The sequence below is a fragment of the Polaromonas sp. P1_E11 genome (assembly GCF_056405995.1).
In genome coordinates this window covers 1298716-1324675 of record NZ_JBFUBA010000001.1, presented here as the reverse complement: position 1 = coordinate 1324675, position 25960 = coordinate 1298716, and the positions used below count along the sequence as shown (strand labels likewise).

Annotated in this window: 25 protein-coding genes and 2 tRNA genes; 20 read left to right on the top strand and 7 right to left on the bottom strand. The window is 60.7% G+C overall.

Features of this window, described 5'->3' with window-relative positions; all coding sequences use genetic code 11:
• Positions 1–229: 229 nt before the first annotated feature.
• The 6 genes from petA to AC1D11_RS06465 all read left to right on the top strand — a co-directional run bounded on the left by petA (position 230) and on the right by AC1D11_RS06465 (position 4685).
• Complete coding sequence (gene petA, locus AC1D11_RS06490) at positions 230–865, top strand: ubiquinol-cytochrome c reductase iron-sulfur subunit (RefSeq protein ID WP_457279695.1); 636 nt, start codon at positions 230–232, stop codon at positions 863–865.
• 128 nt (positions 866–993) lie between these two features.
• Positions 994–2535, top strand: a complete 1542-nt coding sequence (locus tag AC1D11_RS06485) for a cytochrome b (protein WP_477649136.1) — start codon at positions 994–996, stop codon at positions 2533–2535.
• Between the two features lie 16 nt (positions 2536–2551).
• Positions 2552–3307 (top strand): cytochrome c1, encoded by a 756-nt coding sequence (locus AC1D11_RS06480; RefSeq protein ID WP_457279693.1) that lies wholly within the window; start codon positions 2552–2554, stop codon positions 3305–3307.
• An 85-nt stretch (positions 3308–3392) separates the two neighbouring features.
• Entirely contained in the window at positions 3393–4004 is a 612-nt protein-coding gene (locus tag AC1D11_RS06475; RefSeq protein WP_007868077.1) for a glutathione S-transferase N-terminal domain-containing protein, read from the top strand.
• Between the two features lie 42 nt (positions 4005–4046).
• Positions 4047–4598: a ClpXP protease specificity-enhancing factor gene (locus AC1D11_RS06470; RefSeq protein ID WP_477649134.1), complete on the top strand. Its 552-nt coding sequence runs from the start codon at positions 4047–4049 to the stop codon at positions 4596–4598.
• Positions 4599–4609: 11 nt separating this feature from the next.
• Positions 4610–4685 (top strand) — tRNA-Thr (locus AC1D11_RS06465).
• A gap of 124 nt (positions 4686–4809) precedes the next feature.
• Here the strand turns inward: AC1D11_RS06465 and AC1D11_RS06460 are convergent.
• Positions 4810–5127, bottom strand: coding sequence for a hypothetical protein (locus AC1D11_RS06460; protein ID WP_477649133.1), 318 nt, complete (start codon positions 5125–5127; stop codon positions 4810–4812).
• 53 nt (positions 5128–5180) lie between these two features.
• Between AC1D11_RS06460 and AC1D11_RS06455 the strand changes: the two genes are divergently transcribed.
• From AC1D11_RS06455 to AC1D11_RS06435, 5 genes are all read left to right on the top strand, one after another.
• On the top strand, positions 5181–6161 hold the full coding sequence (locus AC1D11_RS06455) for a M23 family metallopeptidase (protein ID WP_457279690.1): 981 nt from the start codon (positions 5181–5183) through the stop codon (positions 6159–6161).
• A gap of 212 nt (positions 6162–6373) precedes the next feature.
• On the top strand, positions 6374–9139 hold the full coding sequence (gene secA / locus AC1D11_RS06450) for a preprotein translocase subunit SecA (RefSeq protein ID WP_477649131.1): 2766 nt from the start codon (positions 6374–6376) through the stop codon (positions 9137–9139).
• A 58-nt stretch (positions 9140–9197) separates the two neighbouring features.
• Positions 9198–10439, top strand: coding sequence for a bifunctional glutamate N-acetyltransferase/amino-acid acetyltransferase ArgJ (argJ, locus tag AC1D11_RS06445; RefSeq protein ID WP_477649130.1), 1242 nt, complete (start codon positions 9198–9200; stop codon positions 10437–10439).
• An 11-nt stretch (positions 10440–10450) separates the two neighbouring features.
• A complete protein-coding gene (locus AC1D11_RS06440) occupies positions 10451–11425 on the top strand; it encodes an ATP-binding protein (RefSeq protein WP_477649129.1) in 975 nt (324 codons plus the stop codon).
• A complete protein-coding gene (locus tag AC1D11_RS06435; RefSeq protein WP_477649128.1) occupies positions 11422–11862 on the top strand; it encodes an NUDIX domain-containing protein in 441 nt (146 codons plus the stop codon). Before AC1D11_RS06440 ends, AC1D11_RS06435 begins: the two co-directional genes overlap by 4 nt.
• A gap of 493 nt (positions 11863–12355) precedes the next feature.
• Here the strand turns inward: AC1D11_RS06435 and AC1D11_RS06430 are convergent, their stop codons facing one another.
• Both AC1D11_RS06430 and AC1D11_RS06425 read right to left on the bottom strand, forming a co-directional pair.
• Positions 12356–13027, bottom strand: a complete 672-nt coding sequence (locus tag AC1D11_RS06430; RefSeq protein WP_477649127.1) for a lytic transglycosylase domain-containing protein — start codon at positions 13025–13027, stop codon at positions 12356–12358.
• Between the two features lie 7 nt (positions 13028–13034).
• Positions 13035–14777, bottom strand: coding sequence for a proline--tRNA ligase (locus AC1D11_RS06425; protein WP_477649126.1), 1743 nt, complete (start codon positions 14775–14777; stop codon positions 13035–13037).
• 160 nt (positions 14778–14937) lie between these two features.
• On the opposite strand from AC1D11_RS06425, the gene AC1D11_RS06420 reads away from it, so the two are divergent.
• Together AC1D11_RS06420 and AC1D11_RS06415 are read left to right on the top strand one after the other, a co-directional pair.
• Entirely contained in the window at positions 14938–15642 is a 705-nt protein-coding gene (locus tag AC1D11_RS06420) for an RNA pyrophosphohydrolase (RefSeq protein ID WP_477649162.1), read from the top strand.
• Positions 15639–16148, top strand: coding sequence for a CNP1-like family protein (locus tag AC1D11_RS06415; RefSeq protein ID WP_477649125.1), 510 nt, complete (start codon positions 15639–15641; stop codon positions 16146–16148). Before AC1D11_RS06420 ends, AC1D11_RS06415 begins: the two co-directional genes overlap by 4 nt.
• 45 nt (positions 16149–16193) lie before the next feature.
• On the opposite strand, the gene proB is transcribed toward AC1D11_RS06415, so the two are convergent.
• The 4 genes from proB to rplU all read right to left on the bottom strand — a co-directional run bounded on the left by proB (position 16194) and on the right by rplU (position 19238).
• Positions 16194–17330, bottom strand: a complete 1137-nt coding sequence (gene proB / locus AC1D11_RS06410; RefSeq protein ID WP_477649124.1) for a glutamate 5-kinase — start codon at positions 17328–17330, stop codon at positions 16194–16196.
• 106 nt (positions 17331–17436) lie between these two features.
• Positions 17437–18513 carry an Obg family GTPase CgtA gene (cgtA, locus tag AC1D11_RS06405; protein ID WP_477649123.1) on the bottom strand — a complete coding sequence of 359 codons (1077 nt, stop codon included), beginning with the start codon at positions 18511–18513 and terminating at the stop codon, positions 17437–17439.
• Positions 18514–18641: 128 nt separating this feature from the next.
• Positions 18642–18899 (bottom strand): 50S ribosomal protein L27, encoded by a 258-nt coding sequence (gene rpmA / locus AC1D11_RS06400; RefSeq protein ID WP_122955354.1) that lies wholly within the window; start codon positions 18897–18899, stop codon positions 18642–18644.
• Between the two features lie 27 nt (positions 18900–18926).
• A complete protein-coding gene (rplU, locus tag AC1D11_RS06395) occupies positions 18927–19238 on the bottom strand; it encodes a 50S ribosomal protein L21 (RefSeq protein ID WP_122955355.1) in 312 nt (103 codons plus the stop codon).
• Positions 19239–19433: 195 nt separating this feature from the next.
• On the opposite strand from rplU, the gene AC1D11_RS06390 reads away from it, so the two are divergent.
• From AC1D11_RS06390 to zapD, 7 genes are all read left to right on the top strand, one after another.
• Positions 19434–20417 carry a polyprenyl synthetase family protein gene (locus tag AC1D11_RS06390; RefSeq protein WP_477649122.1) on the top strand — a complete coding sequence of 328 codons (984 nt, stop codon included), beginning with the start codon at positions 19434–19436 and terminating at the stop codon, positions 20415–20417.
• Positions 20418–20429: 12 nt separating this feature from the next.
• Positions 20430–20506 (top strand) — tRNA-Pro (locus AC1D11_RS06385).
• 135 nt (positions 20507–20641) lie between these two features.
• Entirely contained in the window at positions 20642–22375 is a 1734-nt protein-coding gene (pilB, locus tag AC1D11_RS06380; RefSeq protein ID WP_477650969.1) for a type IV-A pilus assembly ATPase PilB, read from the top strand.
• 79 nt (positions 22376–22454) lie between these two features.
• On the top strand, positions 22455–23675 hold the full coding sequence (locus tag AC1D11_RS06375) for a type II secretion system F family protein (RefSeq protein WP_477650968.1): 1221 nt from the start codon (positions 22455–22457) through the stop codon (positions 23673–23675).
• Complete coding sequence (locus AC1D11_RS06370; protein ID WP_477649821.1) at positions 23675–24526, top strand: prepilin peptidase; 852 nt, start codon at positions 23675–23677, stop codon at positions 24524–24526. The genes AC1D11_RS06375 and AC1D11_RS06370 overlap by 1 nt, the downstream gene beginning before the upstream one ends.
• A 6-nt stretch (positions 24527–24532) precedes the next feature.
• The gene (gene coaE, locus AC1D11_RS06365) at positions 24533–25144 is read left to right on the top strand and encodes a dephospho-CoA kinase (RefSeq protein WP_477649822.1); all 612 of its coding nucleotides are present in this window, start codon (positions 24533–24535) and stop codon (positions 25142–25144) included.
• 45 nt (positions 25145–25189) lie between these two features.
• Positions 25190–25945: a cell division protein ZapD gene (gene zapD / locus AC1D11_RS06360; RefSeq protein ID WP_477650967.1), complete on the top strand. Its 756-nt coding sequence runs from the start codon at positions 25190–25192 to the stop codon at positions 25943–25945.
• The last annotated feature ends 15 nt before the right edge of the window (positions 25946–25960 follow it).

The following is a 25960-nucleotide window of genomic DNA, read 5'->3' as shown; positions in this document are numbered from 1 at the left end:
AGGCTGGCCGTGTTTTTAGGCCCGGTGCGGAAGGGGCGGCTTGCAACAAAGTATGCGAAGGTGGCCAGCTGCCTTAAAAACAGGCACTTCCAGCCCAGCCATGCGGGCCGCCACCGCCCGGGCCGGGCCCTCTGCCTTGAAAAACGACATCGCGCTCCGCTACAATTGCGGGTTGACCCCACTAAGCCTCCCACCAAGCCTATTTCAAGCCAGTTCTTGAAGGACTCTCATGACCCAAGCAAGCGAAGCAAGCGCGAACGGTGTGCCCCACGGCGCCCCCGTCGATAAAGATAAAAGAAACTGGCTCGTGGCCACCTGCGCTGTAGGCGGCGCAGGCGTTGCAGCCACCGCAATCCCCTTTGTCAGCACTTTCCAGCCCTCCGAAAAAGCCAAGGCTGCCGGTGCGGCCGTCGAGGTCGATATTTCCGGCGTGAAGCCCGGCGAAAAGATCACGGTGGAATGGCGCGGCAAGCCCGTCTGGATCATCAAACGCACGCCCGAGCAGCTCGCCGAGCTGCCCAAGGTCGACGCCCTCCTGGCCGACCCCAAATCCGAGCGCAAGCCCGACGAACTGACCCCTGAATACGCCCGCAACGAAAACCGCTCCATCAAGCCCGAAACGCTGGTGGTGGTGGGCATCTGCTCGCACCTGGGCTGCTCGCCTTCCGACAAGTTCCAGCCTGGCGCGCAGCCTTCGCTGCCCAACGACTGGGCCGGCGGCTTCCTGTGCCCCTGCCATGGCTCGACCTTCGACATGGCCGGCCGCGTGTACAAGAACAAGCCCGCGCCGGACAACCTGGAAGTGCCGCCGCACATGTACCTTTCGGACACCCGTCTGCTGATTGGTGAAGACAAGAAGGCCTGAAGGCGCTTGCCGTAACCCGCGTTAACCAAGCTCCTTCACAAGACCCTGTAGCCAGCACCTGATACCCGCCGACCCTTCTGCCGCGTACCAGGTGCTTGCCAAAGAATCCCACCGAACCAGGATCAGTTATGGCTGAATTCAAAGAAATTTCCCCCGATGCCCCGCTCGCCGTCAAGGCGATGAACTGGGTCGACAACCGGTTTCCCGCCAGCAAGCTCTACAAAGAGCACATGAGCGAGTACTACGCACCGAAGAACTTCAACTTCTGGTACATCTTCGGCTCGCTGGCCATGCTGGTGCTGGTCATCCAGATCGTGACCGGAATCTTCCTCACGATGAACTACAAGCCCGACGCCGCACTGGCCTTCGGCTCTGTCGAATACATCATGCGCGACGTGCCCTGGGGCTGGCTGATCCGCTACATGCACTCCACCGGCGCTTCCGCCTTCTTTGTGGTGGTGTACCTGCACATGTTTCGCGGCCTGCTCTACGGCAGCTACCGCAAGCCGCGCGAGCTGGTCTGGATCTTCGGCTGCGCGATTTTCCTGTGCCTGATGGCCGAGGCCTTCATGGGCTACCTGCTGCCATGGGGCCAGATGAGCTACTGGGGCGCCCAGGTGATCGTCAACCTGTTTGCCGCCATCCCTTTCATCGGCCCTGACCTCGCGCTGCTGATCCGCGGCGACTATGTGGTGGGCGACGCGACGCTGAACCGCTTCTTTGCTTTCCACGTCATTGCAGTGCCGCTGGTGCTGCTGGGCCTGGTGGCCGCGCACATCATCGCGCTGCATGAAGTCGGCTCCAACAATCCTGACGGCGTTGAAATCAAGGGCCCCAATGCGCCCAAGGACGCCGCAGGCCACCCGCTCGACGGCATTCCCTTCCACCCTTACTACACGGTGCACGACATCTTCGGTGTGAGCGTCTTCCTGATGATCTTCACGGCGATCATCTTTTTCGCGCCCGAGTTCGGCGGCTACTTCCTGGAGTACAACAACTTCATCCCGGCCGACCCGCTGAAGACGCCTGCGCACATCGCACCGGTCTGGTACTTCACGCCTTACTACTCGATGCTGCGCGCCATCACCGGTGAAATGGCCGGTGCACTGGGCATCATCGCGATCGTCGCCGCAGTGCTTGCCGCCCGCAAACTCTCCGGCATCTTCAAGCCGGCGGTGCTGGTGATTGCCATCGGCGCGGCCTTGCTGCTGGGCCTGCTGCCTTCCATCGCCAACTGGATCGGCCTGGTCATTCCTTCCGCCGGCGCCGGTATTGCGCACGGCCTGGATGCGCTGGCCAAACCGCTGGCCGGCGTGCCTTTCCTGGGCGAGCTCTGGGGCATGATGATCAAGGGTATCGACGCCAAGTTCTGGGGCGTGGTCGTGATGGGTGGTGCGGTCATCATCCTGTTCTTCCTGCCATGGCTGGACCACAGCCCGGTCAAGTCGATCCGCTACCGCCCTGACTGGCACAAATACCTCTACGGCATTTTTGTCGTGAATTTCCTGGTACTCGGTTACCTGGGTGTTCAGCCGCCATCGGCCATCGGCGAGCGCGTGTCCCAGCTCGGCACCCTGTTCTATTTTGGTTTCTTCCTTTTGATGCCGTGGTGGAGCCGCCTGGGTACGCCCAAAACGCCGCCTGACCGTATTGTTTTCCACGGTCACTAAGCAGGAGATAACAACAATGAAAAAACTGATTTTTTCCCTGATCGCAGCCCTCGGCCTGGTTGCCGGTGCACACGCTTCCGAAGGCGGCATGGCCTGGGACAAGGCGCCGAACAATACGAATGACCTGGGCTCCCTGCAAAACGGTGCCAAGCTGTTCGTCAATTACTGCCTGAACTGCCACTCCGCTGCTTTCATGCGTTTTAACCGCCTGAAAGACATCGGCCTGACCGAGCAGCAAATCAAGGACAACCTGCTGTTCACGACCGAAAAGGTCGGCGACACCATGAAGGCCGCGATTGATCCCAAGCAGGCGAAGGACTGGTTCGGCGGCAATCCGCCCGACCTGACCGTGATTGCGCGTTCGCGCTCGGGTGCCGGCGGCACGGGTGCCGACTATCTTTACACCTACCTGCGTACCTACTACCGCGACGAAACCAAGGCTACCGGCTGGAACAATCTGGCTTTCCCGAGTGTGGCCATGCCGCATGTGCTGTGGGAACTGCAGGGCGTGCGCGCGCCGGTGTTCGACGAAAAGGAAGAGCACGGCCACAAGGTGTCGGTCTTCAAGGGCTGGAAGCAGGTCACGCCCGGCACCATGACGCCGCTGCAGTATGACCAGGCGATGGGCGACCTCGTGGGTTACCTGCAATGGATGGGCGAGCCGGCCCAGAACACCCGTATTCGCGTCGGCGTCTGGGTGCTGATTTTCCTTCTCGGCTTGACCTTTGTTGCCTGGCGCCTGAATGCGGCGTTCTGGAAAGACGTCAAGTAATTTTTCGCCGGGGCTAAGCTCCCGGCACCTTCTGGAGTGGATGCTTTCAATGTATCCACTCCTTTGCATTTAGGAGTTCCGCACCATGATGGTCCTTTATTCAGGCACAACCTGCCCCTTCTCGCACCGCTGCCGTTTTGTGCTGTTTGAAAAGGGCATGGATTTCGAGATTCGCGATGTTGACCTGTACAACAAGCCCGAAGACATCAATGTGATGAACCCTTACGGACAGGTACCTATTCTGGTCGAGCGCGACCTGATCCTGTACGAATCGAACATCATCAACGAGTACATCGACGAGCGCTTTCCGCACCCGCAACTCATGCCCGGTGACCCGGTTGACCGTGCGCGCGTGCGCCTCTTCCTGCTGAACTTCGAAAAAGAACTGTTCGTCCACGTCAGCACGCTGGAATCGCGCGCCTCCAAAGGCAACGAAAAGGCGCTTGAAAAAGCCCGTTCGCACATCCGCGACCGCCTGACGCAGCTCGCACCGATCTTCCTGAAAAACAAGTTCATGCTCGGCGACAACTTCTCCATGCTGGACGTGGCGATTGCTCCGTTGCTGTGGCGCCTGGACTACTACGACATTGACCTGTCGAAAAATGCCGCACCGCTGCTCAAGTATGCGGAACGCATTTTTTCGCGCCCCGCCTATATCGAAGCACTGACGCCGTCCGAGAAAGTGATGCGCAAGTAAGCATCGAATCCGATTTCCTGGACAAGCAGCTTGGCTGAATTCATGAACGCCCTGGACTCCACGTCGACCCGTCCTTATTTGATACGGGCCTTGTACGAGTGGTGCACCGACAACGGCTTCACGCCTTATGTGGCCGTGTCGGTGGACGACACAGTGCAGGTGCCGCGCGAGTACGTCAAGAACAACGAGATCGTGCTCAACATCAGTTTTGACGCGACCTCGTCGCTCAAGCTCGGCAACGATTTCATCGAGTTCAAGGCGCGGTTTGCCGGCAGTGCCCGGGAAATCATGGTCCCCATCAGCCACGTGATTGCGATCTATGCCCGTGAAAACGGGCAAGGCATGGCCTTTCCCATGGTTGCGGCTTCCGCCGGTCCGGTTTCCGGCGCTGAGGCGGGTGCCGAAGACCCTCATGGCGCACCTCCGGTGGCTGCCGCGTCGGCTGCGCACCCGCACAATCCGGCGGAAGGCCCGGAAAAGATCATGCAGCTGGTGCCCGAAAGCAACGCTGATACGCAAGCCGATGACGGTTCCGAGCCGCCGGATCCGCCCAAGTCGCCGCGCACACGGCCTTCACTGAAACGGGTCAAGTAAAATAGCTTTGTGCCGCTTTAGCTCAGTTGGTAGAGCAACCGCCTTGTAAGCGGTAGGTCGTCAGTTCGATTCCGACAAGCGGCACCATTTCCCCTTTCCTGTTGCCTTCCCCATGCCATATGGGTACCATACGCTACGAAATTGGTAGCAGGCAATGTGATCAACATGCGGGCCAGGACGTATTGAGGCTTCTGTGAGCCGGTCTGGACGACTACTTTTTGGCTATTAGTATCTTGAGCCGAATTGATGTAACCTTCCAACCTTTGCCGAGAAGGCGCGCCTGGATCAGGGGGAGCAACTGCCGGATTTTTGCAGCAGCCGCATTGCCATTTACCAGCAGGCACCAGGTTTCACCGTCAATCGGTCCGGCCTGAACGGCGGGCCGCAGGGCTTCAGGAAGCAGCGATTCAATGGCCTTGAGCCTTTCGCCGGACTCCTGAACGAGCTCCGTCAGCCGTGCCAGGGAAGGTGAATTCCCGGCCGCCTGGTAAACGGAAAGCGCCTGGGGAAGGCGCCGGTCAGTGGTCATGATGGGCAGATAGCAGCCTGGCAAGCGCAAGCTGAAAAAAAAGAGGTAGACAAGTGCATTTGATTATCACGGATGCGTGGCTGGCGAAAAGCCGGGCCATTTATTTAAGCGGTACCAAACTGGTGCTGGCCGGCTTTGTCGCCGCCCTGGCGCTCATGCTCGTGGCCGCGGGCCTCTATCACTGGGTGTTCCTCAAGGGAGCGCGGGAAGGCTGGCCGGTCGTCGGCTCGCTGGTCAAGCTCATGGTCAAGGACGAATTCGACCAGCGTGACCGATTTATGCGTGAGAACCTTGATGTCATGGCCAGGCGGGTCGGTGAAATGCAGGCCAAGATGATGCAGCTCGAAGCGCTCGGCGAGCGGGTGTCGGGCCTGGCAGGGGTCAGCCCGAATGACATCAAGGTGACGCCGGGCCGCGGCGGCGTGCTGGTGGCGGGTCCTTCGCTGACCATGGAAGAGCTGCAAGCCACGCTGGCTGACCTGGACAAGCTGACCGACCAGCGCGTGGACCTCATGACCGTGATGGAGTCGCGCCTCTTCGACCAGAAGATCAAGAAAATGATGGTTCCCACCCAGGAACCGGTGGCCGGCGGCAATCTGGGCTCACCTTTCGGCTGGCGCATTGACCCGATGAACGGACGCTCCGCCTTGCACACCGGCCTGGATTTCCCGTCCGAGCCGGGTACCGCGATTCTTGCCGCCGCAGGCGGTGTGGTCGTCACGCAGGAATACCACCCCGCCTACGGCAACATGGTGGAAATCGATCACGGCAACGAACTCGTCACACGCTACGCCCATGCGTCCCGCGTGCTGGTCAAAAAAGGCGACCTGATCAAGCGCGGCCAGAAGATTGCAGAAGTGGGCACCACGGGCCGTTCCACCGGTCCGCACCTGCATTTCGAGGTGCTGGTCCAGGGCGTCTTCCAGGACCCGCAAAAATTCCTGACCGCAGGGCAAAAACTGCCCGGGCCCACGGTGGCAGCGGTTTCTCCGCGGCCGGCCGTGCCGGCTCCCCAGTTGCCGCGCCCCCACTAGGCGCTTGCCGCAGCCGTGCCAAGTGCACGGCTTTTGGCTTGCCGCTGCGGTTTTACGGCGACGGGCCATGCGACTCCCTTGGCAGAGTTAAAATCAGGGGTTTGGGCCCAGTTGAAGTAACTGTTGGCGCCCACACCTAGGTTCCGTACACAAAAAGGGATTTCGGCCGCATTGCCTAGCTCGCGGGAGCGGTCAAAGGCGGCCTCGCATTTATGGCTTCCAACATCCTGACCAAAATTTTCGGCAGCCGCAACGACCGCCTGCTCAAAACCTACCGCAAAACCGTAGAACGCATCAATGCGCTGGAACTCGAGTATGAGAAGCTGAGCGACGACCAGCTGCGCACCAAAACCCAGGAATTCAAAGACCGGGTGGCCGCAGGCGAAGAACTCGATGCCATTCTTCCCGAAGCTTTTGCCGTGGTCCGGGAGGGCAGCAAACGCGTCATGAAGATGCGTCACTTTGACGTGCAAATGCTGGGCGGCATGTCGCTGCACAACGGCAAGATTTCCGAAATGCGCACTGGCGAGGGCAAGACCCTTACCGCCACGCTGCCGGTCTACCTCAACGCACTGACCGGAAAAGGCGTGCATGTGGTGACGGTCAATGACTACCTGGCCAGCCGCGACGCGCGCTGGATGGGCAAGCTCTACAACTTCCTGGGCCTGACGGTAGGCATCAACCTGCCCAACATGTCGCGCGAGGAAAAGCAGGCAGCCTACGGCTCCGATATCACCTACGGCACCAACAACGAGTACGGCTTTGACTACCTGCGCGACAACATGGTCTACGAGGTGGCTGACCGCGTGCAGCGCGGCCTGAATTACGCCATCGTTGACGAGGTCGATTCGATCCTGATCGACGAAGCGCGCACGCCGCTCATCATCAGCGGCCAGGCTGAAGACCACACCGAGATGTACCTGGCGATGAACAAGGTCGTGCCTTTGCTGGCGCGCCAGGAAGGCGAAGCCGACCCGCGCACCGGCGAAGGCGTGACCAAGCCCGGCGACTACACCATCGACGAGAAAACCCACCAGGTCTTCCTGACCGAGCAGGGCCATGAGAACGCCGAGCGCCTGCTGTTCAACCTGGGCCTGATTCCGGAAGGCGCCACACTGTACGACCCGGCCAATATTTCGCTGATGCACCACCTGTATGCAGCGCTGCGCGCCAACCTGCTCTACCACCGCGACCAGCACTATGTGGTGCAGGACGGCGAGGTCGTGATCGTTGACGAATTCACCGGCCGCCTGATGTCGGGCCGCCGCTGGAGCGACGGCCTGCACCAGGCTGTCGAAGCCAAGGAGGGCGTGCAGATCCAGGCTGAGAACCAGACCCTGGCCTCCATCACCTTCCAGAACTATTTCCGCCTGTACAGCAAGCTGGCCGGCATGACCGGAACGGCCGATACAGAAGCCTACGAATTCCAGGAAATCTACGGCCTCGAAACCACGGTCATCCCGCCCAACCGCGTCAGCCGCCGCGACGACCAGCTGGACCGCGTCTACAAGACCACCCGCGAGAAGTACGAAGCCGCGATCAAGGACATCCGTGAATGCTATGAGCGCGGCCAGCCCGTGCTGGTCGGCACGACGTCGATTGAGAACTCCGAAATCATCGACCAGTTGCTGATCAAGGAGAACCTGCCGCACCAGGTGCTCAACGCCAAGCAGCATGCCCGCGAGGCCGACATCATTGCCCAGGCCGGGCGGCCGAAAATGATCACCATCGCCACCAACATGGCGGGCCGCGGCACCGACATCGTGCTGGGCGGCAATGTTGAAAAATTGATTGAAGCGGTTGAAACGGACGAGTCGCTCGATGTGGCGGCCAGGGAAGCGGAAATCACCCGTCTGCGCGCGGTGTGGAAAGCAGAACACGAACAGGTTACCTCCCTGGGCGGCTTGCGCATCATCGCGACTGAACGTCATGAATCGCGCCGTATCGACAACCAGTTGCGCGGCCGTTCGGGCCGCCAGGGCGACCCCGGTTCATCGCGCTTTTACCTGAGCCTGGACGACCCGCTGATGCGCATCTTCGCGGGCGACCGCGTCAAGGCCATCATGGAGCGGCTCAAGATGCCCGACGGCGAGGCGATCGAGGCGGGCATTGTGACCCGCAGCATCGAATCGGCCCAGCGCAAGGTCGAGGCGCGCAACTTCGACATCCGCAAGCAGTTGCTGGAATATGACGACGTGGCCAATGACCAGCGCAAGGTTATTTACCAGCAGCGCAACGACATCATGGATGCGGCCAACCTGCAGGCGCAAATCGCTTCCCTGCGCGAGGGCTGTTTTACCGACCTGGCTCGGCAGTACGTGCCGGTTGAAAGCGTTGAAGAGCAGTGGGACATCGCCGGGCTCGAGAACGTGCTGGGCGATGAGTGGCAGATCGAGTTGCCCCTGCGCCAGGAACTGGAAGCCGCGACCGCCATCACCGACGACGAAGTCGTGGAAAAAGTCATCGCTGCGGCCAACGCCGCATTCGCCGACAAGGTCGAAAAAATCGGCGAAGAAAACTTCACGCAGTTCGAACGCATCGTCCTGCTGCAGAGCATCGACAGCCACTGGCGTGAACACCTGAGCGCCCTCGACTACCTGCGCCAGGGCATTCACCTGCGCGGCTATGCACAGAAGCAGCCCAAGCAGGAATACAAGCGCGAAGCCTTTGAACTCTTCGGCCAGTTGCTGGACAGCGTGAAGAACGAGGTCACCAAGGTGCTGATGACGGTCAAGGTCCAGTCGGGCGAACAGCTGGAGCAGGCTGCCGAGGAACTGGAAAACCGCGCCGAGAACATCACCAACGTCACCTACACCGCGCCCACTGAAACCGGTGAAGTGGAAACGACGCTGGACAGCGAATCTCAGCGCCGCGCATCGGCCATACCGGCCGACGAAGTGCCGCGTGTGGGCCGCAACGACCCTTGCCCCTGCGGCTCGGGCAAGAAGTACAAAAACTGCCACGGCCGCCTGAACTGACAACCCGGCCAGCGCTGAACACTGCCGATTTAACCCTGATTTTCCGGAGTCCTGGAACATGCCCGTCAATCTGGTTGCCACACCCGCCGCGGACCTTTACCCTGTGCCCGGCGTGCGCTGGGGAATTACCGAAGCGGGCATCCGCAAGGCCAATCGCAAAGACCTGTCGGTGTTGCTGCTCGACGAGGGCGCCTCGGTCGGGGCCGTCTTCACGCAAAACCGCTTTTGTGCTGCGCCCGTGCAGATCTGCCGTGAGCACCTGGCCAAAAATGACGGCAAAACAGCCGGCATACGCGCCATGCTCATCAACACCGGCAATGCCAACGCCGGCACCGGTGACGACGGCCTGAGCCGCGCGCACGCCAGCTGCATTGCGCTGGCCCGCCTGCTGGACATTGCGCCCGAGCAGATCCTGCCGTTCTCCACCGGCGTCATCATGGAGCCGCTGCCCAACGACCGTATCGCGGCGGGCCTGCCGGCCGCGCTGGAAGCCGCCAAGGCCGACAACTGGGACAACGCCGCCGAAGCCATCATGACGACGGATACCGTCGCCAAGGCTTTCTCCGCGCGCGTGAAGATTGCAGGCGCCGACATCACCATCACCGGCATCAGCAAGGGCGCCGGCATGATCCGGCCCAACATGGCCACCATGCTCGGCTTCATGGCGACGGATGCCTGTGTTGCCCAGCCGCTCATGGCACAACTGGCCACGGAGCTTGCCGAAGGCTCCTTCAACCGCGTGACGGTCGACGGCGACACCTCGACCAATGACTCGTTCGTCGTGATGGCCACCAACAAGGCGAAACACCCGCCCATCACCTCGCTGGACAGCGCGGAAGGCAAGGCCCTGCGCGCCGCCATGCTGGGCATCGCGAAGAAGCTGGCACAAGCCATTGTTCGTGATGGCGAAGGCGCGACCAAGTTCATCACCGTCGCCGTCGAAGGCGGCAAGACCGGCGAAGAGTGCCGCAAGGTCGCCTACGCCATTGCGCATTCGCCGCTGGTGAAAACCGCCTTCTTCGCCAGCGACCCCAACCTCGGCCGCATCCTGGCGGCCGTCGGTTACGCCGGCATCGACGACCTGGACCAGACGAAGATCGATCTGTACCTGGACGATGTGCTGGTCGCCAAAAACGGCGGCCGCCACCCTGCCTATGTCGAAGCCGACGGCCAGCGCGTGATGAAACAAAGCGAGATCACCGTGCGCGTGGTGCTGGGCCGGGGTGATGCAGCCGACACCGTCTGGACCTGCGATCTCTCCTATGACTACGTCAAAATCAACGCGGATTACCGCAGCTAGTCCGGCCGAGCATGAACGAGCAGTTTGAACGCCTGATCACCCGCGTCGAGTCCCTGATGGCGCGGATTGAGTCCGTGCTGCCGCAACCGCTCACCGCACCCGACTGGAGCGCCTCGATTGCCTACCGTTATCGCAAACGCAGCTCCGGTCACGGCTCGCTGGAGCCGGTGCGCCACATTGGCAACATGAGCCTCGGTGACCTCAAGGAAATCGAGGACCAGAAGGAAAAAATCAGGCGCAATACCGAGCAGTTCGTCAGCGGCAAGCCCGCCAACAACGTGTTGCTGACCGGCGCCCGCGGCACCGGCAAGTCTTCGCTGATCAAGGCCTGCCTCAATGAATACTCGGCGCGTGGCCTGCGGCTGATCGAGGTCGACAAGGCCGACCTGACCGACCTGCCGGACATCGTTGACGTGGTGTCCGGGCTACCCGAAAAATTCATCGTCTTCTGCGACGACCTGAGTTTTGAAGAAGGCGAGCCCGGCTACAAGGCGCTCAAGTCCATCCTCGATGGGTCCGTGGCAGCGGCTACGCCCAACGTGCTGATCTACGCGACCAGCAACCGGCGCCACCTGCTGCCCGAATACATGACGGAAAACCTCACCTATACGCACGGTGACGATGGTGAGGTGCATCCCGGTGAAGTGGTCGAGGAAAAGATTTCGTTGTCGGAGCGATTTGGCCTGTGGGTCAGTTTTTACCCCTTCACCCAGGACGAATACCTGACCATCGTCGCGCAGTGGCTGTCGTCCTTCGGCGTAGGCCCCGACGCGATTGCAGCCGCCAGGCCGGCATCGCTGGTCTGGGCGCTGGAGCGCGGCTCGCGCAGCGGCCGCGTGGCCTACCAGTTCGCCCGCGACTACGCCGGCCGCGACAGCGCCAGCCGGCCTGTGGCGGCTGCGCCCATCGCGGCGTATGAGCGGCCGGGCGCGGCGGCTGCGGCTGCGTCGCCCGACGGCGACCACGCCCCCGACCATTCGACATGAGCGTGCTGGTCGCCGACGGTGAGCGCCCGCGCGAGGGCGGTGTGGACCGCAAGGTGGTCGACGTGGCCGTCGGCGTGCTGATTCGCCCTAATGGTGATTTCCTTCTGACCTCACGCCCGCCCGGCAAGGTTTACGAAGGTTATTGGGAATTCCCTGGCGGCAAGCTCGAAGCCGGCGAAACCGTCGAGCAGGCCCTGCGCCGCGAACTGCAGGAAGAAATCGGCGTCACCATAGGCGCCGCCCAGCCCTGGAAAGTCGAGATGGTCGACTACCCGCATGCGCTGGTCCGTCTCAATTTCTGCAAGGTCTTCGACTGGACCGGCGAGCTGCACATGCATGAAGGCCAGTCGTACGCCTGGCAAAACCTGCCGGTAACAGTGCAGCCGGTGCTGCCGGGCACGGTGCCTGTACTCGACTGGTTTGCCGCAGAAAAATAGAACACCCCCGTTCAGGCTTACTGCGTGTAGCCTGCTCCCCCCTTGCAGGGGGCGGCGCCTGCGGCCCGGCAAAGCCGAAAACTAAGTTCACCCCGTCGGACGCTCACTGCGTGTAGCGCCTTCCCCCTTCCAGGGGCGGCGCCTGCGGACTGGCAGAGCCAGATCCGCGGCCCCTGCTGGCAAGGCAGCCGGCCGCTATTAAATTTATAGCTGCTTGCGCTCGCCAGTATTAGGATAGCGGCACTATTTCTGGGTAAAAAGAGGCTCAAAAGCCCCTCAAGACCCGTTGTATCGGCCGCCAAACAGCGCCAAAACCCGATTTTCAGGCATCAAATAGCGCCTCAGCCTAATAGAGACGTGCGCAAGCAGCTATTGAATTGATAGCATCCCGCTTTACCAGCAGGGGCCGCAGGTCCGGCTTTGCCGGCCTGGAGGCGCCGCCCCCTGCAAGGGGGGAGCAGGCTACACGAAGTGAGCCTGAACGGGGGTGTGCCTAATATTCCCAGGCTTTGCTGGCACCCATCACGGCATTGGGGTAAGGCGACTTGCCCCGCGATCCGTTGTAACGGCCCAGGCCCATGAAGAGGTCGCCGCGTTCGCGGTCCAGGTAGTGGCGCAGGATCACGCAGCCAAAGCGCAGGTTGGTCTGCATGTGAAAGAGCTTGGACGGATCCCCGTCACCGATCACGCGCGTCCAGAAAGGCATGACCTGCATGTAGCCGCGCGCGCCGACGTTGCTCACGGCGAATTTGCGGAAGTTGCTTTCCACCTGGATCAGGCCCAGCACCAGCGTGGTGTCCAGCCCGGCGCGGCGGCTTTCGTACCAGACAGTCTGCAAAAACTCCTTGCGGATCTGCCACTCGGGTTTCTTCTTCTTGAGCCGCTCGCTCATGGCGCCCAGCCAGCGCAGGTAGGCGAGCCGGCTTTCGGTGTCCTTGAACTCGGGCACGGGAGGCGCCTGGTTGGCAATCGCCGAACTCAGCGCGGTGCGTACCGAGTCGATCAGCGGCTCTTCAACCTGCGCGCCGGCATGCGCCTGCTGCGCCAGCAGCAGCGGGCTGAGGGCGATGGGCAGGGCCTGCAGGCAGCTTCGCCTGGAAATCCCCTGCGCCCTGGCCGGGGCGGCACCGGATGCGGACAGGGTTAATGAGCGCACGGAAACCATTGGAGCGTCAAAGCGCCAGCTTTCCCTTGAGGAAATCAAAGGCGCCGGCAACGTCGATCTTGCTGGAAGCCGCATCGCGCCGGTGCTGGTATTCGAGCTGGCCATCTTTCAGGCCGCGGTCGCCGATGGTGACGCGGTGCGGCACGCCAATCAGTTCCCAGTCGGCAAACATGGCGCCGGGGCGTTCACCGCGGTCGTCCAGGATCACGTCCACGCCGGCTGCGAGCAGTTCTGCGTAAAGCTTGTTGGCGGCCGCTTCGACTTCGGGAAAGCGGTCGGGGCTGATGGGGCACAGCACCACGGTGAAGGGCGCAATCGCGTCGGGCCAGATGATGCCGCGCTCGTCGTGGTTCTGCTCAATGGCGGCGGCCGGCAGGCGCGTGATGCCGATGCCGTAGCAACCCATTTCCAGGAATTGGGGCTTGCCGTTTTCACCGAGGAAGGTGGCGTTCATGGCCTGGCTGTATTTGGTGCCGAGGTAAAAGACGTGGCCGACCTCGATGCCGCGCTCAATCACCAGCGCACCCTTGCCGTCGGGCGAAGGGTCGCCCGCGACCACGTTGCGGATGTCGGCCACCAGTTCGGGCTCGGGCAGGTCGCGGCCCCAGTTGACGCCGGTGGTGTGAAAGTCCAGTTCGTTGGCGCCGCACACCCAGTCAGCCATGGCCGCGACTTCGCGGTCAACCACCAGCTTGACGGGCTTCTTCAAATTGAGTGGGCCGAGGTAGCCGGGCTTGCAGCCGAAATGGTCTTCAATTTCGGGCAGGGTGGCAAAGCGGAAGTCCGCCAGGCCCGGCACCTTGCCGACCTTGACTTCGTTCATGTCGTGGTCGCCGCGCAGCAGCAGCAGCCAGACCTGCGTCTTGACGATCTTGCCGGTTTCATCCATCTGGTCGGTGGCCAGTACCAGCGACTTGACGGTGGAAGCGAGCGGGATGCCCAGCAGCTCCGCCACGTCGGCGCAGGTGGCTTTGCCGGGCGTGGCGGTTTTGGTCAGCGCCTGGGAAGCGGCCTTGCGTGCGCCCTGGGGCGCCAGCGATTCGGCTTTTTCCATGTTGGCCGCGTAATCGCTGCCGGGGCAATACACGATGGCGTCTTCGCCGGTGGCGGCGATCACCTGGAACTCTTCGCTGAGGTCGCCGCCGATGGCGCCGCTGTCTGCCGCGACGGCGCGGTAGGTCAGGCCGAAGCGGTCAAAAATCTTGCGGTAGGCTGCGGCCATGACCTGGTAGCTGGCCTTGGCGCTGGCCTGGTCGCGGTCGAAGCTGTAGGCATCCTTCATGATGAACTCGCGTCCGCGCATCAGGCCGAAGCGGGGGCGGCGTTCGTCGCGGAACTTGGTCTGGATCTGGTACAGGTTTTTGGGCAGCTGCTTGTAGCTCTTGATGTCCTGGCGCATCACGTCGGTGACGACTTCCTCGCTGGTCGGCTGGACGACAAAGTCGCGGCCGTGGCGGTCCTTGATGCGCAGCAGCTCGGGGCCCATTTTTTCAAAGCGGCCGGTTTCCTGCCAGAGCTCGGCCGGCTGGATCACCGGCATGGTCATTTCGATCGCGCCGGCGCGGTTCATTTCCTCGCGCACGATGGCCTCGACCTTGCGGATCACGCGCAGGCCCATCGGCATGTAGTTGTACACGCCGGCGCCCAGTTTCTTGATCATGCCGGCCCGCATCATGAGCTGGTGGCTGACGACTTCCGCGTCGGCAGGCGCTTCCTTGAGGGTGGAAATAAAGAACTGGGAGGCTTTCATGGGCGGTTTTCGGGGATTCCGGGGTTGGAAAAAAGGATGGAAATGAGTCGAAAAAGGAACGAAAAGGGAACGGGAATGGGGTGCTGCAGCCCGCCGTGCGCTTGGCGCTGGGGCCTTCGCTGTGCATAATGGACTCAGTTTAAAAAATTGAGGTTTGATTATGCTTGACCGGGACGGCTTTAGGCCCAACGTCGGCATCATCTTGCTCAACCAGAGAAGTCAGGTATTTTGGGGCAAACGTATCCGTACCCACTCGTGGCAATTTCCGCAGGGTGGCATTGACCGGGGCGAAAATCCCGAGCAGGCCATGTACCGCGAGTTGCATGAAGAAGTGGGGCTGATGCCGCAGCATGTGAATGTGCTGGCCCGAACCCGAGACTGGTTGCGCTATGAGGTGCCTGACCGGTTCATCCGCCGCGATGCGCGCGGACATTACAAAGGCCAGAAACAAATCTGGTTCCTGCTGCAACTGGTCGGCCACGACTGGGACTTGAACCTGCGCGCCACAGACCATCCGGAGTTCGATGCCTGGCGCTGGAACGACTACTGGGTGCCGCTGGACGTGGTGGTCGAGTTCAAGCGCGGCGTGTACGAAATGGCCCTGACCGAGCTGTCGCGGTTCGTTCCGCGCACGGACGCGCGTTTCGAGCAGCGCCCCGACCACCGCAACCGTTATTTGCGCGGGGGCTTGCATCAGCGTGACCACGCGGGCCAGGCCGGCGAGGGCGGTTTTGCGCCCGCTGGTGAGCCCTTTCATGCACCACTGACACGGCTGGGGGCGTCTTTTGAATTGCCGCCCGGCGCCACTTTTGAACCCGATCCGCAGACCAGCCTGGATGCGAATAGCCAACCAACCAAACCATGAATCTCAAACCCGCCCTTGTGGCCGCCGCCCTTTTGCTGGGGATCAGCTGTACATCGTGGGCCGTGGCCCCGCTGGAAGATCCCGCAGATTGGAAAGAAGACAACGTCCCGGCGCCGCCGGCCTTCGACCTCACCAAACTGGTCACGTTTGAGGTGTCGCCCAATTCCCAGCTGGTGTACGGTGTGGACCCTGCGACCATCCAGATTTCGAACAAGGACAGCGTCGTGCGCTACGTGATCGTGGCCTCGAATTCCAGCGGCGCACGCAATGTGATGTACGAAGGCATACGGTGCAGCACCGGAGAATTCAAGACCTACGCCCGTTATTCAGACGGCAAATGGACCAACGTCAGCAATCCGGAGTGGAAGTCGGTGTTCGGCAATATGCCGTCCAAGCATGCTTTCCGTTTGGCCAGGGCCGGCGCCTGCGACAGCGCGGCACCTGTGCAAACAGTGGACCTGATGGTGTCGCGGCTGAAGAACCCGAATTTCAGGACCCGGGAATAGGCGAGGGCTCGCGGCTGCGACGCCGCAGCGTGGCGCCCGGCAAACCTAGCGGCTCAATACCAGGTTGGTGCGGTGAACCATTTCGGGCTCGCCCGTGTAGCCCAGCAGTTTTTCGAATTCTGACGATGCCTTGCGGCAGATCATGCGGGCTTCGGCGCTTGAGTAATTGGCCAGGCCGCGCGCGATCTCGGCGCCTCCAGGGTCCCTGATGGCGATGACGTCGCCGCGTGAAAACTCCCCCTGAACGGCCGTCATGCCGATGGGCAGCAGGCTTTTTCCCTCATCGCGCACCTTGCCCACGGCACCTGCGTCCACAGTCACTGAGCCCCGCATCTGCAGGTGATCGGCCATCCATTGCTTGCGGGCCTGCATCTTCTGGGTTTGCGCCACCAGCAGCGTGCCGATGGGCTCGCCCCGGGTCAGCCGGACCAGGGCTTGCGGCTCGCGGCCCCAGGCGATAACTGTCGATGCGCCTGAGCCCGCGGCGCGTTTGGCGGCCAGGATCTTGGTGATCATGCCGCCCTTGCCGATGCTGGAACCTGCGCCTCCCGCCATGGCCTCCAGCGCTGCGTCGCCGGCCTTGGCCTCATGCACAAACTGTGCGGCCGGGTCCTTGCGCGGATCGGCGGTGTAGAGGCCGCGCTGGTCTGTGAGGATGACCAGCGCATCGGCTTCCACCAGGTTGGCGACCAGTGCGCCCAGCGTGTCGTTGTCGCCAAACTTGATCTCGTCATTGACGACGGTATCGTTTTCGTTGATGACGGGTACTACGCCAAGCTGCAACAGCGCCAGCAGGGTGGAGCGCGCATTGAGGTAGCGTTCGCGGTCTGCCAGGTCGGCGTGCGTCAGCAGAACCTGGGCGCTCCCGATGCCGTTTTCGCGCAGCTTGGTTTCATAAACCTGGACCAGACCCATCTGGCCCACGGCGGCGGCGGCCTGCAGCTCATGAATGGCCTTGGGCCGGGTCGCCCAGCCCAGGCGTTTCATGCCCTCGGCAATGGCGCCGCTGCTGACCATGATGACCTCCCGGCCGTCCTTCACGAGGGCTGCCAGCTGCTCGCACCACTGGCCGATGGCCACGGAATCCAGCCCGCGCCCCTCGTTGGTGACCAGGCTGGAACCAACCTTCACCACGATGCGTTTGGCGTTGCGCAGGACCAGGGAGCCGGTTTGTTCTTGCATTTAAGTGTATTTTAGGGCTCTGGCCCAATCAGGGCGGGCGCAAGCAGCTATCGTTTATATAGCAAATGCCGGCGGCGTTTGCCCGGAGATCAGCGGGGAAAGGCCGTTACGGGGATTCCGGCGGCAGTTCGGCAAATCGCGGATCAACCTCTTCCACCGGCTGTTCGCTTTTCTGGACGCTCTTCACATGCTGGTAAATGGTTTTGACCAGCTGCTCGCAACCCTCGCGCGTCAGGGCCGAGATTTCGAAGACGGGGCCCTTGAACTTGAAGCGCTTGACGAAATCCTTCACGAGCGCTGCGCGCTTGTCCTTGTCCACCATGTCGAGCTTGTTGAGGACGAGCCAGCGTGGTTTGTCGTAAAGGGCTTCGTCGTATTTTTTGAGTTCGCCCACAATCGCCTTGGCCTGCGCCACGGGGTCCACGCCTTCATCGAAAGGTGCCATGTCGACAATATGCAACAGCAGGCGGGTGCGCTGCAAGTGCCGGAGGAACAGGTGGCCCAGGCCGGCGCCTTCCGAAGCACCCTCGATCAGGCCGGGAAGATCTGCCACCACGAAGCTTTGTTCCGGGCCCACGCGTACCACGCCGAGGTTGGGATGCAGGGTGGTGAACGGGTAGTCTGCAATGCGCGGGCGCGCGTTCGACACGGCCGAAATGAAGGTGGACTTGCCGGCATTGGGCATGCCCAGCAAGCCGACGTCGGCCAGCACCTTGAGCTCGAGCTTGAGGCTTTTTCGCTCGCCGGGCCAGCCGGGCGTCTTGCTGCGTGGCGCGCGGTTGGTCGAGCTTTTGAAGCGCAGGTTGCCGAAGCCGCCATCCCCACCCTTGGCAATCAGCACTTGTTCACCGGGGACCAGCAGCTCGTACAGCACTTCCCCGGTTTCGCCGTCAGTCAGGATGGTCCCGACCGGCATTTTCAGGATGATGTCGTCGCCCTTGGCGCCGAACATGTCTGAACCCATGCCGTGCTGGCCGTTACGGGCCTCGTGGCGGCGTGAAAACCGGAAGTCGACCAGGGTGTTCAGGTTGATGTCGGCCACCGCATACACGTGGCCGCCGCGTCCGCCGTCGCCGCCGTTGGGGCCGCCGAACTCCTTGTATTTTTCATGGCTGAAGGAGACGCAGCCACTCCCGCCATCGCCTGCGGCAATGTCAATAAAGGCTTCGTCAACAAATTTCATGATGGAGTGCTGCTGTGCTGCGGTTAAAAAACAGAGGCGTCAGGGGCCGGAGATCAAGTTTACAAACAAAAAAGCCCCGACAGGTCGGGGCTTCGTTTCAGTCGAAGTGACTTATCGAAGTGATCAGCTTACGCCGGGGTCACATTCACGGTGTGCTTGTTCAGCGCACCCTTGACGGAAAACGAGACCGAGCCGTCAACCAGCGCGAACAGCGTGTGGTCTTTGCCGATGCCGACATTGACGCCTGGGTGGAACTTGGTGCCACGCTGGCGCACGATGATGCTGCCTGCGTTGATGACTTCACCGCCAAATTTCTTGACGCCGAGCATTTTGGGCTGTGAATCACGCCCGTTTCGCGTAGAGCCGCCGCCTTTTTTCTGTGCCATTTTTCGTTACTCCTGGTACGTCCGTGCTTAACCGGCGATGGCGCCGATTTGCAGTTCCGTGTAGTTTTGCCGGTGGCCCTGACGCTTTTGGTAGTGCTTGCGACGGCGCATTTTGAAAATGCGAACCTTGTCGTGCCTACCTTGGGAAAGGACAGTGACTGTAACAGTGGCGCCGGACACCAAGGGCGTACCAACCGTGATTGTGCTGCCGGTGCCGACAGCCAATACCTGGTCAATAACGATCTCTTGGCCTACGTCCGCAGCAATCTGTTCTACTTTAATTTTTTCTCCAGTAGCAACTTTGTATTGTTTGCCACCGGTTTTTATGACCGCGTACATGTAAGACCTCTTTATTGAGTTCTGCAGACGGATTTCCGCAGAGCCCAATATTCTAGCATGGCGGGGCCAAATTGGCCAGAAGTGCTGTTTTACGGCTTTCAGGCGGTGGTTGCGGGCTGCGCGGCAGCGCCACCGGACGGAGGGGGCTTCCTATAATCTGCCCAAACTTACCATCTCTCAACATCTGGATCCGCTTTGTCCGTCAACTCTTCAAGCACTGCCGCAGCCCTAGCCCTGATTGCCGACGACATGCGTGGAATGGACGCGGTCATCGAGCGGCGGCTCAAATCCGACGTGCCGCTGGTCAGCCAGGTGTCGCAGTACATCGTGGCAGCCGGCGGCAAGCGACTTCGTCCCGCCCTGCTGCTGCTGCTGTGCGGTGTACTGGGGTACCGGGGGGAACAGCGCCACAACCTCGCGGCCGTGGTGGAATTCATCCACACGGCCACCTTGCTGCATGACGACGTGGTGGACGAATCCACCTTGCGCCGGGGCCGCACGACTGCCAACGAAGCCTTCGGCAATCCTGCCAGCGTTCTGGTCGGTGACTTCCTCTATTCCCGGGCGTTCCAGATGATGGTCGAAGCCGGCGATATGCGTGTCATGCAGACACTTGCCGAAGCAACCAACGTGATCGCCGAGGGCGAGGTGTTGCAGCTCATGAACATGCATGACGCGACACTGTCGGAGGAGGGCTACCTCCGGGTGATCCGCTCCAAGACGGCCAAGCTGTTCGAGGCCAGCGCCCGCCTGGCGGCCTTGCTGGCCCAGGCGCCGCCAGCCATTGAGCAAAGCTGCGCAGACTACGGCCAGGCGCTTGGCACCGCATTCCAGGTGATCGACGACGTGCTGGACTACGACGGGGATGTGTCTGAAATGGGCAAAAACCTGGGGGATGACTTGCGCGAAGGCAAGGCGACACTCCCGCTGATCATTGCCATGCAGCGAGGCACAGAGGCCGAACGCACGACCATCCGGCAGGCGATTGAAACTGGCGGCACGGGCCAGATGGCGCAGATCATTGCCATCGTGCAGCAGACAGGTGCACTACAGGCCACCCGGGATGCTGCGGCTGTGGAGGCACAGCGCGCACTGAATGCCTTGCAGGCATTGCCCCAAAACATTTACAGTAATGCCCTGATGCAGCTGGCCTCCCAATTGCTTGAGAGGCGTTTCTGACAGCTGCCGGATCGGGGTGTAGCTTAGCCTGGTAGAGCGCTACGTTCGGGACGTAGAGGCCGGAGGTTCGAATCCTCTCACCCCGACCAGGAATGTTTCGGCCTTGGCCATATCTGTGCGTTTCTTCGCATACTTCCAACGTCTGGCAGGTCTGCGGCGCGTTTTCGATTTACACCTTGTAATCTATAAGCGATGATACCTATTTAAGCCTATCCAGAGAACCCATGGCCGCTGTCGACACCGCTATCAACCAACCGCCATCCATGGCATTGCCGGGTCTGGGCCGGGCTCTGGTGGTTGCGGGGAAACTGGGTCAAAAGGCCGCCGAAGACATCTTTCGCAAAGCCCAAACGGGGCGCACCAGCTTCATCGCCGAACTGACAGGCTCGGGGGCGGTTTCCGCGTCTGACCTTGCACACACCATGTCGACCGCCTTTGCGGCGCCTTTGCTTGACCTGGACGCCATAGACATACAGCGCCTGCCCAAGGGACTGCTCGATACCAAGATTTGTGCAACGTACCGCATCGTTGTCCTGAGCAAACGCAATAACCGGCTGATTGTTGCGACGGCAGATCCTTCCGATCAGGAGGCGGCCGAAAAAATCAAGTTTTCCACCCAGATGGGGGTCGACTGGGTCATCGCTGAATACGACAAGCTGTCCAAGCTGTCGGAAGTGTCCAACACCAGCGCCTCTGAGGCGATGGAAAGTATCATCGGCGACGACTTTGAGTTTGATGAGACCAGTGCCGATTCTGGTGCGGTGGAAGACGATGCGGGTGTCTCCGAAGTTGAGGACGCGCCGGTCGTCAAATTTCTTCAGAAGATGCTGCTCGATGCTTTCAGCATGCGCGCTTCTGACCTGCATTTCGAGCCGTTTGAACATACCTACAGGGTTCGCTTCCGGGTAGACGGCGAACTGCGCGAAATCGCGTCACCGCCGGTGGCCATCAAGGAAAAGCTCGCCGCGCGCATCAAGGTTATTTCCAAGCTGGATATCTCGGAAAAACGCGTGCCGCAAGACGGCAAGATGAAACTCAAGATCGGTCCTGATCGTGTGATCGATTTCCGGGTGAGCACCTTGCCGACCATGTATGGCGAAAAAATCGTTATCCGTATTCTGGATCCGAGCAGCGCCAAGCTGGGCATCGATGCGCTGGGATATGAGGCGATTGAGAAGGAGCGCCTGATGGCCGCTATTCAGCGGCCCTATGGAATGGTGCTGGTGACGGGGCCGACGGGCTCCGGTAAAACCGTGTCGCTCTACACCTGCCTGAATATTCTGAACAAGCCGGGCGTCAATATTGCCACCGCTGAAGATCCCGCCGAAATCACGTTACCCGGTGTCAACCAGGTCAGCATGAATGACAAGGCGGGCATGACTTTTTCTGTCGCGCTCAAGGCCTTTTTGCGCCAGGATCCGGACATCATCATGGTCGGTGAGATCCGCGACCTTGAAACGGCTGATATTGCCATCAAGGCCGCGCAGACCGGACATATGGTCATGTCCACGCTGCACACCAACGACGCGCCGACCACGTTGACGCGTATGCGCAACATGGGCATCGCTCCTTTTAATATTGCTTCAAGCGTCATCCTGATCACCGCCCAGCGCCTGGCGCGCCGGCTTTGCCCAAACTGCAAGGCGCCTGCGGATATCCCCCGCGAGACGTTGCTGGAGGCCGGTTTCAAAGAGGATGACGTCGACGGCTCGTGGACTCCGTATCGGCCTGTCGGTTGTTCCATGTGCACAAATGGTTACAAGGGCCGAGTCGGTATTTATCAGGTGATGCCGATTTCTGAGGAAATCCAGCGTATCGTCCTTCGCGACGGCAGTGCGCTTGAAATCGCTGCGCAGGCCGAACTCGAAGGGGTCAGAAGCCTGCGCCAGTCCGGATTGCAAAAAGTTAAACTCGGAATGACTTCACTGGAAGAGGTTTTGGGTTGCACGAATGTTTAAATTTACTCACGTAAAGTTTTGAACAATCGGCGTCTGTAGCGAAAGATGGCTTGGCCATCGATAAAACGAGAAAACCATCATGGCAACTGCAGCATCCACCAGGGGCATCAAGGAATTTGTTTTCGAGTGGGAGGGAAAGGACCGTGGCGGCAAACAGGTTCGGGGCGAGATCCGGGCCGCCGGAGAAAATCAGGTCAAGGCTTCCCTGCGCCGCCAGGGCGTTTTGCCCACCAAGATCAAAAAACGCAGCATGCGCTCCGGCAAGAAGATCAAGCCGAGGGACATCGCCATTTTTACCCGCCAGTTGGCTACGATGATGAAGGCGGGCGTTCCGCTTTTGCAATCGTTTGATATTGTGGGGCGCGGCAATGCGAACGCCAGTGTCACCAAGCTTCTCAATGATGTGCGCACTGACGTGGAAACCGGCACCTCCTTGAGCGCAGCCTTTCGCAAATACCCGATGTATTTCAACGCACTGTATTGCAACCTCGTGGAAGCTGGTGAAGCTGCGGGTATTCTGGAATCCCTGCTGGATCGGCTTGCGGTCTACATGGAAAAAACCGAAGCCATCAAATCGAAAATCAAGTCGGCCCTGATGTACCCCATTTCGGTGGTGATTGTGGCCTTTGTGGTGGTCGCGGTGATCATGATTTTTGTGATTCCGGCTTTCAAAGAGGTGTTTAAATCTTTTGGCGCCGATTTGCCTGCGCCGACGCTGTTCGTGATCGCCGTCAGTGAATTTTTCGTAGCCTATTGGTGGCTCATTTTTGGTGGCATCGGCGGCGGCCTTTACTTTTTCTTCCAGGCCTGGAAACGCAATGAAAAAATGCAAAGGGTGATGGACAGGGTGCTGCTCAAGGTGCCTGTTTTTGGCGCCTTGATTGAAAAGTCATGCATTGCCCGTTGGACCCGTACCTTGTCCACCATGTTTGCCGCCGGCGTTCCACTGGTTGAAGCGCTGGATTCCGTCGGTGGAGCGTCTGGCAACTCCCTCTATGCCGATGCCACCGAGAAAATCCAGCAGGAGGTTTCCACGGGCACCAGCCTGACGGCCGCGATGGGCAATGCGAACCTGTTCCCGACCATGGTGTTGCAGATGTGCGCCATCGGTGAGGAATCCGGCTCTGTCGATCACATGCTCGGTAAGGCCGCCGACTTCTATGAAGCGGAAGTCGACGAGATGGTGGCCGGCCTTTCGAGCCTGATGGAGCCCATCATCATCGTGTTTTTGGGTACCCTCATTGGCGGTATCGTGGTATCGATGTACCTGCCCATTTTCAAGCTGGGTCAAGTCGTTTGATGGGGACGGGTCTGGGCCCGGCGTTTGATGCGTCGCTGGCCGGCATCCTGGGCCTGCTGATTGGCAGTTTCCTGAATGTCGTGATTTACCGTCTCCCCAAAATGATGGAGCGGCAGTGGGCGCAGGAATGCGCGGAACTGGCTGGGCATCCAGCAGAACCTTCTGACAAATTCAATCTGCTGGTGCCACGCTCACGGTGCTCCAGCTGCGGCCATGCCATCCGCTGGTACGAGAACATTCCGGTGGTCAGTTACGTGTTCCTGCGCGGCAAGTGTTCGGTATGCGGCTCGCCCTACGGTATGCGCTACCCCGTCGTGGAGGCAGTGACGAGCGCCTTGTTCTTCTTTTGTGTGTGGCGTTGGGGCTGGTCGCTGACTGCGCTGGGCTGGTGCGGCTTTTCCGCCGCACTGCTGGCCCTGGCGGTGATCGACTGGGACACCACCTTGCTGCCGGACGACATCACCTTGCCTTTGCTGTGGGCCGGCCTGATCGTCGCAGCCCTTCAGTGGAACCCGGCGGTTAACCTGCCAACAGCCTTGTGGGGCGCAGTCGCCGGCTACCTGTCCTTGTGGCTGGTGTACTGGGCCTTCAAACTGGCCACCGGCAAGGAAGGCATGGGTTATGGCGACTTCAAGCTTTTCGCCGCACTCGGCGCCTGGTTCGGTTGGCCTGCGCTGGTTCCCATGATCCTGATGGCCTCGGTGATTGGTGCTGTCATAGGCATTGCGATGAAATTTTCCACGGGCTTGCGCGAAGGTGGTTATGTGCCCTTTGGGCCTTTCCTGGCCGGTGCGGGTTTCACGGCCATGATTTTTGGGCCGCAATCCATTTTGCGATTTGCTGGTCTGTGAGATGCCATGGCCCGTGCAGCCCTGCGTATTGGCCTGACCGGTGGCATAGGCAGCGGTAAAAGTACGCTTGCCGGTATTCTGGTTGCCCACGGCGCGGCGTTGGTGGATGCCGATGCCATTTCCCGTGCGGTCACGGCAGCCGGCGGGGCGGCTGTGCCGGAAATTGCAGCGTTGTTCGGCGGAGAATTGATCACCCCCGAAGGCGCCATGCACAGGGAACGGATGCGACAGTTGGTCTTTGACGACCCGTCTGCACGTCGCAGGCTCGAGTCCATCGTGCATCCCTGGGTAAGCCGGGAAACCCTGCGCCAATATGAGCAGGCGGTCGCAGGCGGCAGTGCGTGCGTAGTGTTTGACGTCCCGTTGCTGGTGGAGTCAGGACGATGGCGGCAGCAGCTTGACCAGGTTATGGTTGTGGATTGCAGTGAAAAGACCCAGATTGACCGCGTGATGGCCCGAAACGGCTGGCCACGGGAAGTGGTGGAGAAAATCATGGCTGGCCAGGCAAGCCGCACGCAGCGCCTGTCTGCAGCTGACATATGCCTCTATAACGATGGCTTGTCTCTGGCGAGCCTGGAAGCCCTGGTCCGACAGCTTGCCGGGCGCTTCGGGCTATGATGCGCAAACAAATCTCCTCATTTAAAGCCGACGAAATCTAGCGCTGTGATCCTTTACGAGTATCCTTTTCACGAACGCATACGCACTTATCTGCGACTTGAACACCTGTTTCGCCGTCTTGGTGAACTGGTGGAACGTGAGAGCCCGACGGATCATCATTACGCGATCACGACCATTTTTGAAATCATGGATGTCGGCGCGCGGGCCGACCTGAAGACCGACGTGCTCAAGGACCTTGAGAAACAAAAACATGTCCTCAATGGTTACCGTGGCAACCCGGCCATTTCCGAAGCTGTTCTTGACGAGGTGACCGGCCAGCTTGAAGGCTGTTTTTCCGCTTTGAACAACCTGCCGGGCAAAGCCGGTCATTCCCTGACGGAAAACGACTGGCTGATGAGCATTCGCAGCCGTGTCGGCATCCCGGGCGGGACCTGTGAGTTTGATTTGCCGGCCTACTATGCGTGGCAGCACCTGGACACCGAGACACGCAAGCAAGACCTGCAGCGCTGGATCACGCCGCTGGTGCCGCTGGCCGAATCCATACGTGTACTGCTAACGCTGTTGCGTGACTCCGGGGCGCCTCAAAAAGTGGTGGCGCCTGGCGGGCAATACCAGCAGACGTTGCCGCAGGGGCGTACCTTCCAGCTGTTGCGCCTGCGGATAGACCCGGCTCTGGGGCTGATTCCCGAAATCAGCGGTAACCGGCTGATTGTGTCGGTGCGCCTCATGCGTCACGGCAGTGACGACCGGCTGCACGCCAGCACCGAAGATTCTGCGTTTGAGCTGACGCTTTGCTCCTGATTTCAGGACTTGCTG